Genomic DNA, 15,679 nt, shown 5'->3' on the forward strand with positions numbered 1-15,679 from the left:
AATGAGTGAATTTCTGGCAAAAATAAACTGGAGTCCTTTATGGATTTCGTTAAAGACAGGTTTCACCGCTACGATCATTGCATTCTTTCTTGGAATATTCTTTGCAAGACTGGTAATGAAGATGAAACCTGTTTCCAGAGGCATACTGGATGGTATCCTGACCATGCCTCTGATACTTCCTCCGACAGTGGCCGGTTTCATTCTGCTTCTGATATTCAGTCTGAGACGTCCATTCGGAGTGTTTCTGCTGGATACTTTTGATATTAAGATCGTACAGACCTGGAAGGGGTGTGTTATCGCAGCTTCCGTGATCGCATTTCCACTGATGTATCGAAATGCACGTGCAGCATTTGAGCAGGTGGATGTGAATCTGATCGCAGCAGGCAAGACCCTTGGTATGAGTGACAGAAGAATCTTCTGGACCGTTGTTATGCCGGCAGCAGGACCTGGAATCGCATCCGGTACTGTTCTTGCATTTGCCAGAGCAATCGGAGAGTATGGTGCCACATCCATGCTTGCAGGAAACATCCTTGGAAAGACCAGAACAGTTTCTGTTGCCATTGCAGCAGAGACCGCATCAGGAAACTATGGAATGGCCGGTTTCTGGGTAGTCGTGATCTTGATCATCTCATTTGTGATCGTTGCGGCGATCAATATCGTTTCCGGTAAGGGAATGAAGATGGGCAGGTGGATGTAATGGCAGTCAGTGTAGATATAGAGAAGAAACTTCACGGATTTACCCTGAGAGTGAAGCTGGAGAGCTATGGTTCTCCGATGGGGATCCTTGGAGCATCCGGAAGCGGAAAGAGTATGACTCTGCGCTGTATTGCTGGAATCCAGACACCGGACTCAGGAAGAATTGTCGTAAATGATAAGGTTCTTTTCGATTCAGAGAAGAAGATCAACCTGAAACCCCAGGAGAGAAAGGTTGGCTACCTTTTTCAGAATTATGCACTTTTTCCTACCATGACTGTAGAGAAGAACATTGCATGCGGATACAGAGGGGATAAGAGCCAGCTTCAGGCAAAAGTAGCAGATTACATAGCGAGATATCAGCTGGACGGACTGGAGAAGCGCTATCCGGCACAGCTTTCCGGAGGTCAGCAGCAGCGAGTTGCACTGGCGCGGATGATGATCGGAGAGCCGGAAGTGATTCTTCTGGATGAGCCGTTCTCCGCACTGGATGGATATTTGAAGGATATCATGCAGCGGGATATGCAGAATTTCCTGAAAGAGTATACAGGCGATATGATCCTGGTAACTCACAGCCGTGATGAGGCTTACAAGTTCTGCGGACATCTCACAATCCTGGACAGTGGTCAGGCACTTACGACAGGAGAAACAAAGAAACTCTTTGAGAGACCTGGTATTCTGCAGGCAGCCAGACTGACCGGATGTAAAAACTTTTCGGCTGTACAGAAGATGGGAGAACACAACATTTATGCGGTGGACTGGGATCTGATGCTGCAGACCAAAGATGTGGTACCGGATGACGTGACTCATGTGGGAATCCGCGGTCATTGGATGAAGGGTTCATCCGAGGGCGGTGAGAACCGTATGGAAGTGGAAGTCGTGGAATATATTGAAACAACTTTTGAACATCAGTATTTACTGAAGAATAAGAAAGGCGGAGACTGTCAGCCAGTGTGGTGGATGTGTCCGAAAGAAGACTTTGAGGAAGATCCTCATACGAAGGTTCCGAAATATATTCATTTCCCGGCAGAGCATCTGATGCTGCTGAAAGAAGCGAAATAAATCCATAATAAATGAAAAGCGTTATATTTCCGGCGGAGATTTCTGCTGAAATATAACGCTTTTTATGTCATAAAAATGATTCCGGAAAGTTCTGTTGATACAGAAATCCTTCCGTCAGGATCGCACTGCCGCAAAAAAGCCTGAAGGCAGAGTTTTTCTTGCGGTATTTATGATGGATGGTTCTTGGAATATTTAATATAATCCACAACCATCATCGCCAGTTTGAAAGTCAGTGCGTCTTCAAATGCACGGATATCCAGTCCGAATTTCCGCTGAAGTTTCTCGAAACGGTAAACCAGAGTATTTCTATGTACATAAAGCTGTCTGGAAGTCTCAGAGAGATTCAGGTTATTTTCGAAAAATGTACGGATGGTGATCAGGGTTTCTTCATCAATAGAGTCCAGAGTTTCTTCGTTAAAAATCTCATCAATGAACATTTCGCAGATAGAAACCGGAAGCTGGTAGATCAGTCTGCCGATGCCCAGCTGGTTATAACCGAATACATTCTTCTCTGCATAGAAGATCTTGCCCACTTCAAGGGCTGTATGCGCCTCTTTATACGTATCAGGAAGCCTGGAAATGTCTTCGGCCAGGTTACTGTAAGCAACCCAGGCAGAAGTCATTGCTTCGGTGTTTAACATGTCTACAAGCATACAGGCGATGGAGTTCAGGTCTTCATAGGTTTCTGTGGACTGGAGCTCTCTGACGATAATGATCCCCGAGTCATCAATAGCTGTAATGAAATCTTTCGTTCTGGCGGAAAAAATATTCCGGATAGTGGCGAGAGCATTTTCATCTTTATTTTGTTTGGTTTCTACCAGAAAAACAGCACGCTGCACAGAGGTTGAGATATGGAGCTTTTTGGCCCGGTTGAAAGCATCCACTTCAGAATAGGTTCCCAGGAGGAGATTCTGCATAAAGGTATTTTTGTCGCTTTTTTCGGCATAGGCAGTGAGAAGACTCTGAACCTGGCAGACTGCCAGTTCGCCGATGGTGGAAGTGTTCTCACCTTTTCCCCATACTACCAGGATATAGGAAAGAGTATGGTTCTCCATGATCTTGTAAAGGCAACAGCTGGTATTTGACACACATAGAGCATTACTTTCGCGGAAATCGTTCAGTTTGGATTCAGCGGGAAGTTTTCTGTCGCAGGTGGAAACAAAGCTCCTGTTTTCCGAATCCAGGAGACAGAAATCAAGCTGGCTGATGTTTTTCCAGTCTGACAGGCATTTCTGGAGTATCTGTTGTATTTTCATATAAATAAAATCCTTTCACTCATTGAACAGAGAATGTGTTCAGGATGATTATAACATAAAAGACCCGGGGAAAAAATCCCCGGGCCTCCTGATGTTTAAAATTAGTTTGTGATAACAAGCTCTGTTTCTTTATCGAAGAAGTGAGCTTTTTCCATATCGAATGCGAATTTGATCGGATCGCCGGTCTTAGCTGTTGTACGAGGATCAACTCGTGCTGTAACCTGAGTTCCGTTTACATCGAAGTATAAGAATACTTCAGCACCGAGAAGCTCGTATACTTTAACTACGGAGCTCATTGGAGCGCTTGGAGCAGCTTCGATGAACATCTGAGAGTCATGGATATCTTCTGGACGGATACCAAGAACAACAGTTTTACCTACATAGCCGCCATCTTTAAGAGCTTTTGCTTTAGCAGCCGGAACAGCCAGTTCATGCTCGCCAACTGTAGCAACAACATTGCCGCCTTTTTCAGAGATAACAGCGTCAAGGAAGTTCATCTGCGGTGATCCCATGAATCCTGCAACGAATAAGTTGCCTGGTTTCATATACAGGTTCTGTGGTGTATCTACCTGCTGAACAACACCATCTTTCATAACAACGATTCTGGTACCAAGAGTCATAGCCTCTGTCTGGTCATGTGTTACATAGATGATTGTAGCGCCCAGTCTCTGATGGATCTTGGAGATCTCGATACGCATCTGTACACGAAGTTTAGCATCCAGGTTGGAAAGAGGCTCATCCATAAGGAATACTTTAGGATTACGTACGATAGCACGTCCCATAGCAACACGCTGTCTCTGACCACCGGAAAGAGCTTTCGGTTTACGATCAAGAAGTTTCTCAAGGTCAAGGATTCTTGCAGCTTCACGAACTGCTTTGTCGATCTGGTCTTTCGGAACTTTACGAAGTTTCAGTCCGAATGCCATGTTATCATATACTGTCATATGAGGATACAGAGCGTAGTTCTGGAATACCATTGCGATATCACGATCTTTAGGCTCTACATCGTTCATAACTTTGTCGCCGATTTTTAATGTACCGCCGGAGATTTCTTCCAGACCTGCAATCATACGAAGTGTAGTAGATTTACCACATCCTGAAGGTCCTACGAAAATGATGAATTCTTTATCTTCGATCTCCAGGTTGAAATCTTTAACTGCCTGGAAACCATTTGGGTAAGTTTTGTTAATGTGCTGTAATGATAAGCTTGCCATGATTATTCCTCCAAATTACTTTTATGTTTTTGCTGATTACTTGCTTTTTTCATCTGTAGACAGTATAGCGAAAAGGAGGGGGGTTGGCTAGGGAAGAATCGTACAAAGATTTCGGAGGTTTCTTGTCAATCTGACGAAAAGCCAGAAAAGGAATAGACAGCTTCCGTCAAACTGTCAAAAGACATGGGAAAAGCGCAGGGTAAAATGACGAAATCCTGCCTGCGCTTTTCAGAATTAGAGTCAGAATATGGTTCTTTTTATTATCTGTTACTATCAAGTATATACAAAGTGAGGGCTTAAAATCTTACAACTATTACAGGAGAATCAGAGAGTGGAAAACGTCAGGAAGCATTTTGCGCAAACTCTGTATTGACCAGTTCTGCGTAAGGTGTACGTTCATTCAGTTCTCCGGCACCTTCCAGGATATCCTGCAGCAGTTCAAATCCATCCTGACCGAATATCAGATTCTCTTTCCAGGTATCCTGATCATAATAACGCTTCACAATGGCAGTGACAGTGTCCAGATCTGTCTCCGGGAACTGTGGTTCGATCACTTCGGCAATTTCCTCCGGAGTATGGTTCTGGACGTAATCCATACCTTTCTGGAGAGCGTTGGTGAATTTTTGCATGATATCAGGATTCTTTTCCATATAACTGGTTTTGGCACTGTAAGAGGTGTATGGTACATAGCCGGAGTCAACACCAAGGGATGCAACAACAAACCCTGCCCCCTGTTTCTCGAGAGCAGTTGCAGACGGTTCAAACTCTACTGTGAAATCCGACGAATTATCCCCTGTAAAGGCTGCTGCAGTAGCACCGAAGTCGATACTCTGGTCAATAGACAGATCTTTCTGCGGGTCAAGACCATTCTGTTTCAGAATATACTCGAATACCATTTCAGGCATGCCACCCTTCCGGCCGCCAAGAACCTTTTTGCCCTTCAGATCTTCCCATTTAAAGTCCGGCATCTCTTCCCGTGCAACCAGGAAATTTCCTGCCCGCTGGGTCAGCTGTGCGAAATTCACAACAGGGTCGGTAGCCCCCTCCTGATAAGCATAAATAGAAGCCTCCGCTCCCATAAACCCAATATCCGCCTCACCGGAAATCACTGCAGTCATCGTCTTATCCGCTCCAAATCCGGTAACCAGCGTGAGATCCAGCCCTTCATCTTTAAAATATCCGTTCTCAATTGCCACATACTGTGGCGCATAGAAAATAGAATGAGCCACCTCATTTAAAGTAATCTTTACAAGTTTATCATCCGAAGAGTCCTTTTTCTTCGCAAATACTGTTACCGGCAGAGCTGTTACCGCAAGCACAACTGCAGCTGCCAGCGCAATCCATTTTTTATTTTTCATGCAGATACTCCTTTTGAAGACTTCTGCTGTTAGGATATGCAGAAAGCAGAAAAATCGTTCGCATTTATTATTGCGAGATCAGAAGAAAATTGATATGGAAATTATACATTTTTTCGCATAAAAAAAATCGAATTTTGTTGACAAGCCTGCACACATTTGATAAGATTTGTCAAGTAACTTAATATTCCATGAGGGAGTAGTTAGCGCGAAAGTGTGATTTGTCAACATTCTGATTATATTAGAGAGTATAATCTGGCAAATCTTAAATAATGAGACTCATGTATATCGATTAACAGCTTATGTATGATACATTGGCTTGTAATCGATATACATGGGTCTTTTTTATACCATAGAAAATTACCTCGCAAGGTTCTTGTGATATAAAAAAATCTGTTGGGAATACTCGTAATAGCAGATGTTTCGGCTGACAATCCTGTTATGGAGAAACAAAAGGAGGAAAATATGGAAAGATTTATTAACAATGCCCCATTTGCTCTTGTACTTGTATTTCTTGTAATCGGTTTTATACTGCTTATCAAAGGTGCGGACTTTTTTGTAGAGGGAAGTTCAAGTGTGGCAAAGAGACTGCATGTTCCGTCTATCATTATCGGACTTACCATTGTTGCAATGGGAACATCACTTCCGGAGACAGCAGTCAGCGTATCAGCTTCACTTATCGGCAATAATGAACTTGCAGTAAGTAATGTAGTCGGCTCCAATATATTTAACCTGATGGTTGTTATTGGTGTGTGTGCAATGATTGCTACAGTAGATGTTGCAAAAGAAACAATAAAAAGAGATATCCCATTTTCACTTATCTGTGCAGGACTTTTATTGCTTTTGGGAATTGCAGGATTTGGTGACAAGGCAGGCATGACACTTGGACATCTTGACGGTGTGATATTCATTGGTTTCTTTGCCGGATATATTTTCTATATGATCAAGATTGCATTAAAGGCAAGCAAAGAAGGCAAAAAAGTTGAAATCGAAGGCGGATCAGATGAAGATATCAAGCTGATTTCAGTCCCGCTCAGTATTGTGTTCATAATTGGCGGTGCTGCTGCAATTGCGCTCGGCGGAGACATAACGGTAGATGCTGCATCAAGAATAGCATCTGACCTTGGAATGAGCCAGACACTTATTGGACTTACCATTGTTTCAATAGGAACATCACTTCCGGAACTTGTGACTTCAATAGTTGCTGCCAGAAAGAAAGAAGTCGATATGGCACTTGGTAATGCGATCGGTTCCAATGTATTTAACATTCTTATGGTACTCGGTATTGCATCAACGATCAGTCCAATCAGCATCATTACTGAAAATATCATTGATCTGTGTGTACTTATTGCATTTACGATCTGTGTATGGATCTTTGCAGGAACAAAGAAGAAAATCGGAAAAATCGAAGGATTCGCTATGGTTGTATTTTATGCGGCATATGCAGTTTATATCATCATAAGATAAAGGAGATATCAGAAAAATGTTATTGTTTTTAAAGATATTTTTTACTGAATTCATAGCAGAGATGGGGGACAAAACCCAGCTCATGCTTATTGCTCTTACTCCTAAATATAAGTTAAAAGATATTATGTTCGGAACCGCTGCAGCAATCCTTGTACTTAATGGACTGGCTGTTCTTGCAGGCGGACTTGTCAGCGAATTTATTCCGGACTGGCTCATCAAGACTGCAGCAGCACTTGCATTTCTTTACTTTGCTGCATCAACGATCGCCGGTGATGATGACGATGAAGAGGAAGAGGGCGGTAAATCAAAGATTAAGTTCGCTCCACTCGCAGTTTTCTGTACATTTTTCTTAGCAGAACTTGGAGATAAAACACAGCTTACTGCCATTACATTTGGTGCAAATGAAGGTATGGAATCAGCACTTATTGTATGGATCGGATGTTCACTTGGACTTTTTGCAGCAGATATTCTTGGAATGTTCGTCGGCTATCTTTTAAAGAGCAAGACTCCGGAAGGACTGCTTAATACACTTGCATTTGTGATCTTCTCTGTATTCGGTGTGTACACATTCTATCAGGGACTTAAACTTATCAGCACAGGTGTCTGTCCAATCCCGGTATGGCCGGGACTTATCGTGGTAACTGTTGCGTTTGCTGTTTTATGTGTCTGTCTTTTTGTGAGAAGAGAAAAAAAAGTTAAATAAATTGATAAAATCCCCTTGCCACATACAAAGCAAGGGGATTTTTGATCTCGTTTTATTTTAACGTACATTCTTACGTCCCTTTTGGATTTGATCTTATCTTCATACATATTCAGATCCGCTTCATTTAACTCTAAGACCATTAAATTTCAATATCATATCCCGGATCTTCTGGATCAGTTCCTCAGCTTCTTCTCTGCCGGAGATATTTTCCGCGATCACGATAAATTCATCTCCGCCGAATCGTTCCACAAAATAATTCAGTGGCACAACTTTTCACAGCAGCTTGGCGAAGCTGATGGATATCTGATAGCCTGTATTGGAAATGTTCAAATGGGACAATGACTCGAATTCATTCCTGTATGCGTAATAGGTATCCGGGCTTATGAGAGAACAGGTTGCATTACCCGAAGAAACGGCATCCAGACAATCCTCAATGCTGTCACAAAGTACAAGCTCTGAATCCGGGAAATAACAGGAGGCGATGCAAAGATCAGGATCGCTATGATCAGTAAGATAAACATATTTGTGAGCATTGTCAAAGATGTAATAGTATTGTTATATACTGGTAAGAAAATCTGACAATTATAGAGATATGTGTTATAATAAAAAGCACAATTTATCAGAAAACATATAAAGATCAGGCACAGTGGACTACAGTTCTATTTGTTTGATATTGGTATTGGAGGAAAATGAAATGGCCAAAAATGAGAGATTTAAGAAAGTTTATTCTTAGGGTGCGATGACAGGAACTGAAATCTGGGTTGACAGAGAAACAGGCGTAAATTATGTATTTCATTTCAGTGGGTATGCAGGTGGATTGACACCGTTACTGGATAAGGATGGAAAACCGGTTGTTACTCCGATTGAGGATTAATCTTACCTGATAACTGAATGGCTTTAAGATTTTGCTTTCTGATTTTTAAAGTTTTTAAAGAGAAAAATATTATTAAAATTGGAGGATAGAAGTAGAATGGATATTAAAGAACAAATTCATGGATTAACAGAGGAAATGCTTGCAAACCTTGGCAGACTGGTAGCAATTGACTCCCAGCTTGGAACTCCTGCAGAGGGAATGCCGTTTGGTGAGGGACCTGCCAAAGCATTGGAAGAGGGACTGAAAATTGCCGAAGAACTTGGTTTCAAGACCGTAAATCTGGACAACTACTGCGGTTACGCAGAGATGGGTGAGGGTGAAGAAATCGTAGGTATTGCCGGACATCTTGACATTGTACCTGTAGGCGGCGACTGGAACTATGATCCATTTAAACTGACACGCGACGGTGATTACGTTTATGGACGTGGAACAACTGATGACAAAGGACCAGTTCTGGAGGCTCTTTATGCAATGAAACTTCTCCGTGACTCCGGCGTGAAATTGAACAAGAGAGTCCGTCTGATCATGGGATGCAACGAAGAAACCGGCTCCAAATGCATGGAACATTATAATGAAGTAGCAGAAGAACTATCCTGCGGCTTTACACCGGATGCCAGCTTCCCATGTATCCATGGTGAAAAAGGCCATATGGGAATAATGGCATATTCCAAGAATACAAAGATCATTTCTGCAGACGGTGGTTTCGTATCCAATGCAGTGTGCGATTCCTGCACCATTGTTGTTCCGGCAGAACCAGGACTGAAAGAAAAAATGGAAGCAGCACTTTCTGAAACAAAACTTCAGGAATACAAACTGACAGAAGAGAACGGACAGCTCAGCATCTATGCAAAAGGCGTTCCTGCACATGCCAGCACACCGACTCTCGGCGTGAATGCAGCAGGCGTTACTTTTGAATGCCTGGAGAAAGCAGGATTCGAAGATGATTTCGTGAAATTCTACAATACACATATCGGCACATCCTGCGATGGTTCAGAAATCGGACTGAAATTTGCAGATGAGTACGGAGATCTTACCTTATGTAACGGAATCATCAAGACTGAAAACGGCGTTGTTTCCTGTACCATCGATATCCGTGTTCCTGTCACATTAAAAGCAGGCGAAGTCCGCAAAATGTGTGCAGACAGACTGGAAGACGAAAACGGCCGTATGGAAATCCTGGAGATCGGTGATCCGTTATTCTTCCCAAGAGAATCCCCACTTGTAAATGCTTTATACAAAGCATATACAGATGTAACAGGCGATACTGAGAACAAACCAATGGTAATCGGCGGCGGAACTTACGCAAAATCCCTCAAGAACATCATCGCATTCGGACCTGAGAAAATGGGAATCGACTACAGAATCCACAGCGCGGATGAATATATTCTTGTATCTGGAATGGAAGAAGCAGTTCTGATTTATATGGAGGCTATTAAGAATCTTCTGGCTATCTGATAAATGTGAAGTTGACTATAAAAATAGTGGAGCAGCATATCAAGAGGGATGTGCTGCCCCTTGTTATTTTGGGGTGAATAATTTGATTGAATCAAGTAAGCGTTGAAACTGGATGCGAATATTTACTTGGTTGTAGGAAAAAAATAGAAAAGGAGAGTATGCACAGGCAGAAAAACATAACCTTAAATGCCGCCAGGTTCTGTATACACCTCTGAAATATACATACGATTTTAAACATGATGATGCAATTGTTTTTATCGGAACATCAGATCCGTGGAGCGTAGTTTCGGAAGTAGAGGAACTTTCCCAAAAACAGAAAGTACCAATGTATGTTTACGAAAATACAAATCACTCATTGGAAACAGAGGATACATTGGAAAATCTGAAAATTCTTCAGGATGTGATGATAAAGACAAGGGAATATTTAATTAAAAGGTGAATAAACATGGACTTACGAGTATTACGCTACTTCCTGACAGTAGCAAAAGAGCAAAGCTTTACAAAAGCCGCCGAACAACTTCATATTACCCAACCAACCCTTTCCCGTCAGCTTGCAGCCCTTGAAGAGGAACTGGAAACACCACTCTTTAAGCGCGGCGGCCATCATATCACACTCACGGACGAGGGCATTCTGCTGAAACGCAGAGCACTGGAAATCATAGACCTGGAAGAGCGTCTGATAGATGAGTTCAAAGGAAACAAGGAACTCATCGAGGGTACGATTACCATCGGATGTGGAGAATTCGCAGCAGTAGAGACTCTGGCGAAGATATGCAAACAGTTCAGACAAAAATATCCCATGATACAGATTGCGCTTCACACAGCAACTGCCGACATCGTCAGCGAAATGATGAACAAGGGTCTGGTAGACATTGGAATGTTTCTGGAACCGGTAGATACAGAGGGCTTCGATTACGTCAGGATTAAAAGCAGCGACCACTGGGTAGTAGGAATGTGCCCCGACGATCCTCTTGCTGAAAAAGAATATATTACAAAAGAAGACCTGCTTGAAAAACCTCTGATTTTGCCGGAGCGTGTCAACATCCAGAGCGAACTTGCCAATTGGTTTGGAAAAGACTTCAAAAAACTCAATATCGCATTTACAAGCAACCTCGGAACCAATGCAGGAGTCATGGCAATGTATGGACTTGGCTATCCTGTTTCCATAGAGGGAGCACCAAAGTACTGGAGAGAGGATCTGCTTGTCCAGCGGAAACTTTCCCCGGAAATTAAAACAAGCACCGTGATTGCATGGCGGAGACACATTCCGCATTCCCGTGCAGTAAATAAATTTATCGATGAAGTTAATGCTTTTGAGGCATAAAAAATAATTTAATATAAGTATTAGACATAATGATATTTACAGATTAAAATAGTGTGCAGGATATGAAGAAAGTATCCTGCACATTTTTTATAACTTTGAATCAGAAAAAATCCTGCTTTTATTTATTGAGATAGAAGTCAGGTGAACAATAGAAACTAATTTATTTTATCAAGGAGGAATTTTATCATGGCAAAAAAATTAGTAGCATATTTCAGTGCAAACGGAACAACAAAGAGAGTAGCAGAAATGGTTGCCGAAGCAGCAGACGCAGACCTGTATGAAATCGAACCAACCGTACCATACACAAAAGCAGATTTAAACTGGATGGACAAGAATTCCAGAAGCAGCATAGAAATGAAAGACAAAACATCCAGACCGGAAATCAAACCAACAGATGCAAAAGTAGCAGACTACGATGAAATCCTCATCGGTTTTCCAATCTGGTGGTATGTAGCTCCGACCATCATCAACACATTCCTGGAAGCTTATGATTTCTCAGGAAAGAAGATCACACTCTTCGCAACATCCGGTGGAAGCGGATTCGGAAAAACAGTTCAGGAATTACAGCCATCCGCACCAGGCGCAGAAATCCGTGAGGGCAAACTCCTTAACGGTGGAAGCAAACAGGAAATTGAGACTTGGGTTAAATCTTTATAATAAAAAATGAGGATTAGATTCTCGTGACAGAATTCCAGATTTTAATGAGTAAATAATAGTTTATATTTAGCTATTAAACATGAAATTTACAAACTGAAAATTAATAATTGCGAATGAAATAATCAGCAGAAATCACAACTCATAGCAGGAGAAAATTATTATGGCAAAGATTGTACAGACAGCAGGCAGAAATGCACTGGGAGAATTTGCTCCGGAATTTGCACATTTCAACGATGATGTACTCTTCGGAGAAAACTGGAATAACCAGGACATTGACGTAAAAACAAGAAGCATCATCACAGTAGTAGCATTAATGGCATCAGGAATCACAGATTCTTCCCTGAAATTCCATTTACAGAATGCAAAAGACCACGGCGTAACACAGAAAGAAATCGCAGCAATCATCACACACGTAGCATTCTACACAGGATGGCCCAAAGGATGGGCAGTATTTAACCTTGCAAAAGAAATCTGGCAGAACGGCGAGGGAGATCTTCCATACGAAGATGAAGCCATGAGAGCACATGCAAAATCCATGGTATTTCCGATTGGTGCACCAAACGATGCATTCGCTCAGTATTTCATCGGAAAGAGCTATCTGGCACCTGTATCCACAAGCCAGGTTGGAATCTTCAATGTAACATTTGAGCCTGGATGCCGAAATAACTGGCATATTCACCATGCAAAGAACGGCGGAGGACAGATCCTCGTATGTGTTGCAGGACGTGGATACTATCAGGAAGAGGGAAAAGAAGCCATCGAGCTGAAACCAGGTGACTGCATCAACATTCCTGCAGAAGTAAAACACTGGCACGGCGCAGCACCGGACAGCTGGTTCTCCCACCTTGCAGTTGAAGTTCCGGGAGAAGAAAGCTCCAATGAATGGTGCGAAGCAGTTTCAGATGAAGAATATGGTAAATTAAAATAAATATTTGACAGAATCAGGCAAGTTAACCGTTTCGATAGCAGAGAGCCACCTGATTCTATTAAAACAGGTAGCGGTACAAAGAATTTTATCTACCTGATATTAAGTAAATCCCCCTTAGATATCATTGTGAAAACAATCATTTATAAAGGGGGATTTTATTCTGTTTTATCAATGGATTCACAGGAGGCTTCGGTATCTGTCTCGGACAGAAATGCGGGGCGAAAGATGAAAAAGGAATGCGCAAGAGTGTTGCAGTTTCGACACTGTTGAGTATTGCATTTACAGTAGTTCTGACACTGATCTGCTGTCTGCTTGCACATCAGATCCTGCGCTGGATGCAGATTCCATCTGACATTTCCGGCGAAGCATATGACTATATGTTTGTAGTTTTATTCGGTACAGGTGCTACTGTTTTCTATAACATGATTTCCAACATGCTTCGTGCACTGGGAGACAGCAAGACACCATTGTATTTCCTGGTATTTTCATCAGTTTTGAACATTTTCCTTGATATTCTGTTTATTGTACCGTTACATATGGGCGTAGCAGGTGCTGCATGGGCAACTATCCTTTCTCAGTTCCTCTCAGCAGTTCTGAGCCTGATAGTAGGATTAAAAAATTTCCCGATCCTGCATCTGCGTAGAGAAGATTTTACAGATTTAAAAGATGCAGTAATCCTGCATTTAAAGACCGGATTTCCAATGGGATTTCAGATGTCAGTTATGTGCATCGGACAGCTTGCCATGCAGACAGTTGTAAACTCACTGGGTACTGCAGCAGTCGCAGGATACACCGCCGCATCCAAGGCAGACCAGCTTTCTGTACTGGTAAATAATGCAATGATGACAGCAATCTCCAACTATGTAGCCCAGAACTTTGGAGCCGGCAGAACGGACGAGCACCGTTTGCTGCATGTATGATCGAACTTATAATGCGAATTGCTGCAACAGTAGGACTTTCTGGAGTGATTGGTTACACATCCGTATGTATTACCAGCCCAATGGCATGGATCGGAGCCTGCTCACTGCTGATCCCGGTTTATTATAAGATGATGAAAACATCAAAAATGTCGGGTGCATCTGCAAAGGAAACTGCCTGAAAAATATTAAAAAACAGAAGCTATTGTACTGTGCAAAACTGTACATAACTTCTGTTTTTTGATGTCAAAATAAATCAGTGTAAAAAAGAAACATGATAGAAAAAGAAAGATGTCTGCTGTATAATATTCCCGGAGGCGAATTATGGAATTATTATTACTAGGAATATTTGCTGCAGTTCTTTTAGTATGCGTATTTACCGGAATTTCCATTATATATGCTATGATCCTGGGACTGGTGCTGTTTTTTACATATGGTCTGATAAAAAAGAAAACCTGGAAACAGATGCTGATTTTTTCCTGGCAGGGAGTGAAGGCTGCGAAGAATATTCTGCTGACTTTTATTCTGATCGGAATTATGACCGCAGTGTGGAGAGCGAGTGGTTCCATTGCATTTATTGTCTATTATGCAGCGGGAATATGCGCACCGTCGATCATGCTGCTGGCATCATTTCTTTTATGTTCTCTGGTATCTTTTCTGACAGGAACTGCATTTGGAACAGCAGCTACCATGGGTGTGATCTGCATGACAATGGCGAAAAGCATGAATGTTTCAGATGTCCTGGCAGGAGGTGCAATTCTTGCGGGAATTTATTTTGGCGACAGATGTTCGCCGGTTTCTACCAGTGCACTGCTCGTAAGCGAACTGACGAAAACAGATTTATACGAAAACCTGAAAGGCATGGCGAAGGCTGCAATAGTGCCATTTGTTATTTCCTGTACGGTTTACTGGACTTTGGGACTGCGGACACATATAGGAACTGCAGATGGAGAAATCAGAACAGTACTGGGAGAATTCTATCATCTGTCAGCATGGACATTACTTCCTGTTGCAGTTGTGCTTGTTTTTTCTGCAATGCGTGTCAATGTAAAAAGAACTCTGGCAGCCAGTGCATTATGCGGAATTTTTGTCGCAGTCCTGATACAGAAATATCCGGTTCCCAAACTTCCTGCATTATGTGTTTCGGGATTTCAGCCGGATGATATGCAGATTAATCGACTGATGGGCGGAGGCGGAATCCTTTCCAATATGAAAGTCATTGCTATCGTAGGTATTTCTTCCTGCTATTCCGGCATTTTCAAAGGAACAGATTTCCTTCACGGAATCAAAGATTTGATTAGAAAATTAAACAGCAAAATCACACCATTTGGAACAACCCTGCTGACCTCTGTTGTAACAGCAGCCGTATCCTGCAATCAGACCTTATCCATCATGCTGACCAATCAGCTCTGCGGAGAAAACAACCCAGATAAAAAAGAGTTTGCGCTTTCGTTGGAAAATTCGGCAGTTGTAGTGGCGCCTCTACTTCCCTGGTCAATTGCGTCAGCGGTACCGCTGGCGTTTATCGGTGCACCGACAATGAGTGTGTGCGCGGCAATTTATCTGTATCTGCTTCCGATATGGTATTTTATTTCTGTTAATTTTCGGAGAAAAAAGAAATAGAGGACACTTTACTTTACTAAAGGATTATACTATAATATGCGAAAAGCAGAGACAAATAAAAAGTTATCTGATGCAGGAATTTACACTCTGAGGTGCCGGACTGCATACAGTACTTTCTGAAATTACTATAAAAGTAGATACGAGAGGAGTT

The 15,679-nt window shown here is 42.2% G+C and carries 16 protein-coding genes; 12 read left to right on the plus strand and 4 right to left on the minus strand.

Annotated features, from left to right (window positions below; translation table 11 throughout):
• The first annotated feature begins 1 nt into the window (after nucleotide 1).
• Both modB and R8695_RS02415 read left to right on the plus strand, forming a co-directional pair.
• Nucleotides 2–697: a molybdate ABC transporter permease subunit gene (modB, locus tag R8695_RS02410; protein ID WP_154780392.1), complete on the plus strand. Its 696-nt coding sequence runs from the start codon at nucleotides 2–4 to the stop codon at nucleotides 695–697.
• Nucleotides 697–1,755 carry a sulfate/molybdate ABC transporter ATP-binding protein gene (locus tag R8695_RS02415; RefSeq protein ID WP_154780391.1) on the plus strand — a complete coding sequence of 353 codons (1,059 nt, stop codon included), beginning with the start codon at nucleotides 697–699 and terminating at the stop codon, nucleotides 1,753–1,755. The genes modB and R8695_RS02415 overlap by 1 nt, the downstream gene beginning before the upstream one ends.
• A 167-nt stretch (nucleotides 1,756–1,922) precedes the next feature.
• On the opposite strand, the gene R8695_RS02420 is transcribed toward R8695_RS02415, so the two are convergent.
• The 3 genes from R8695_RS02420 to R8695_RS02430 form a co-directional block, all read right to left on the minus strand.
• The gene (locus R8695_RS02420) at nucleotides 1,923–3,011 is read right to left on the minus strand and encodes a PucR family transcriptional regulator (protein ID WP_154780390.1); all 1,089 of its coding nucleotides are present in this window, start codon (nucleotides 3,009–3,011) and stop codon (nucleotides 1,923–1,925) included.
• A gap of 101 nt (nucleotides 3,012–3,112) precedes the next feature.
• On the minus strand, nucleotides 3,113–4,225 hold the full coding sequence (locus R8695_RS02425) for an ABC transporter ATP-binding protein (RefSeq protein WP_154780389.1): 1,113 nt from the start codon (nucleotides 4,223–4,225) through the stop codon (nucleotides 3,113–3,115).
• 341 nt (nucleotides 4,226–4,566) lie between these two features.
• Nucleotides 4,567–5,583 (minus strand): ABC transporter substrate-binding protein, encoded by a 1,017-nt coding sequence (locus tag R8695_RS02430; protein WP_154780388.1) that lies wholly within the window; start codon nucleotides 5,581–5,583, stop codon nucleotides 4,567–4,569.
• 462 nt (nucleotides 5,584–6,045) lie between these two features.
• Here R8695_RS02430 and R8695_RS02435 point away from each other — a divergent pair, with 462 nt between their 5' ends.
• Nucleotides 6,046–7,047 (plus strand): calcium/sodium antiporter, encoded by a 1,002-nt coding sequence (locus R8695_RS02435; protein WP_154780387.1) that lies wholly within the window; start codon nucleotides 6,046–6,048, stop codon nucleotides 7,045–7,047.
• A gap of 16 nt (nucleotides 7,048–7,063) precedes the next feature.
• Entirely contained in the window at nucleotides 7,064–7,750 is a 687-nt protein-coding gene (locus tag R8695_RS02440) for a TMEM165/GDT1 family protein (protein ID WP_154780386.1), read from the plus strand.
• Between the two features lie 120 nt (nucleotides 7,751–7,870).
• On the opposite strand, the gene R8695_RS02445 is transcribed toward R8695_RS02440, so the two are convergent.
• Nucleotides 7,871–8,017: a hypothetical protein gene (locus R8695_RS02445; protein ID WP_154780385.1), complete on the minus strand. Its 147-nt coding sequence runs from the start codon at nucleotides 8,015–8,017 to the stop codon at nucleotides 7,871–7,873.
• A 472-nt stretch (nucleotides 8,018–8,489) separates the two neighbouring features.
• Here R8695_RS02445 and R8695_RS02450 point away from each other — a divergent pair, with 472 nt between their 5' ends.
• The 8 genes from R8695_RS02450 to R8695_RS02485 all read left to right on the plus strand — a co-directional run bounded on the left by R8695_RS02450 (nucleotide 8,490) and on the right by R8695_RS02485 (nucleotide 15,528).
• Nucleotides 8,490–8,624: a DUF6440 family protein gene (locus R8695_RS02450; protein ID WP_243139531.1), complete on the plus strand. Its 135-nt coding sequence runs from the start codon at nucleotides 8,490–8,492 to the stop codon at nucleotides 8,622–8,624.
• 96 nt (nucleotides 8,625–8,720) lie between these two features.
• Nucleotides 8,721–10,079, plus strand: coding sequence for a M20 family metallopeptidase (locus R8695_RS02455; protein WP_154780384.1), 1,359 nt, complete (start codon nucleotides 8,721–8,723; stop codon nucleotides 10,077–10,079).
• A gap of 445 nt (nucleotides 10,080–10,524) precedes the next feature.
• On the plus strand, nucleotides 10,525–11,403 hold the full coding sequence (locus R8695_RS02460; RefSeq protein ID WP_154780383.1) for a LysR family transcriptional regulator: 879 nt from the start codon (nucleotides 10,525–10,527) through the stop codon (nucleotides 11,401–11,403).
• 186 nt (nucleotides 11,404–11,589) lie between these two features.
• Nucleotides 11,590–12,060, plus strand: coding sequence for a flavodoxin (locus tag R8695_RS02465; protein ID WP_118510471.1), 471 nt, complete (start codon nucleotides 11,590–11,592; stop codon nucleotides 12,058–12,060).
• Between the two features lie 160 nt (nucleotides 12,061–12,220).
• Nucleotides 12,221–12,988, plus strand: coding sequence for a carboxymuconolactone decarboxylase family protein (locus R8695_RS02470; RefSeq protein WP_154780382.1), 768 nt, complete (start codon nucleotides 12,221–12,223; stop codon nucleotides 12,986–12,988).
• A gap of 194 nt (nucleotides 12,989–13,182) precedes the next feature.
• Nucleotides 13,183–13,908, plus strand: coding sequence for an MATE family efflux transporter (locus R8695_RS02475; RefSeq protein ID WP_317676268.1), 726 nt, complete (start codon nucleotides 13,183–13,185; stop codon nucleotides 13,906–13,908).
• On the plus strand, nucleotides 13,905–14,087 hold the full coding sequence (locus tag R8695_RS02480) for a hypothetical protein (protein WP_243139530.1): 183 nt from the start codon (nucleotides 13,905–13,907) through the stop codon (nucleotides 14,085–14,087). The genes R8695_RS02475 and R8695_RS02480 overlap by 4 nt, the downstream gene beginning before the upstream one ends.
• Before the next feature lie 142 nt (nucleotides 14,088–14,229).
• The gene (locus tag R8695_RS02485; protein ID WP_118510968.1) at nucleotides 14,230–15,528 is read left to right on the plus strand and encodes a Na+/H+ antiporter NhaC family protein; all 1,299 of its coding nucleotides are present in this window, start codon (nucleotides 14,230–14,232) and stop codon (nucleotides 15,526–15,528) included.
• Nucleotides 15,529–15,679: the final 151 nt, after the last annotated feature.

Origin of the sequence: Blautia luti, assembly GCF_033096465.1 — a bacterium.
Classification (GTDB): Bacteria; Bacillota; Clostridia; order Lachnospirales; family Lachnospiraceae; genus Blautia_A; species Blautia_A luti.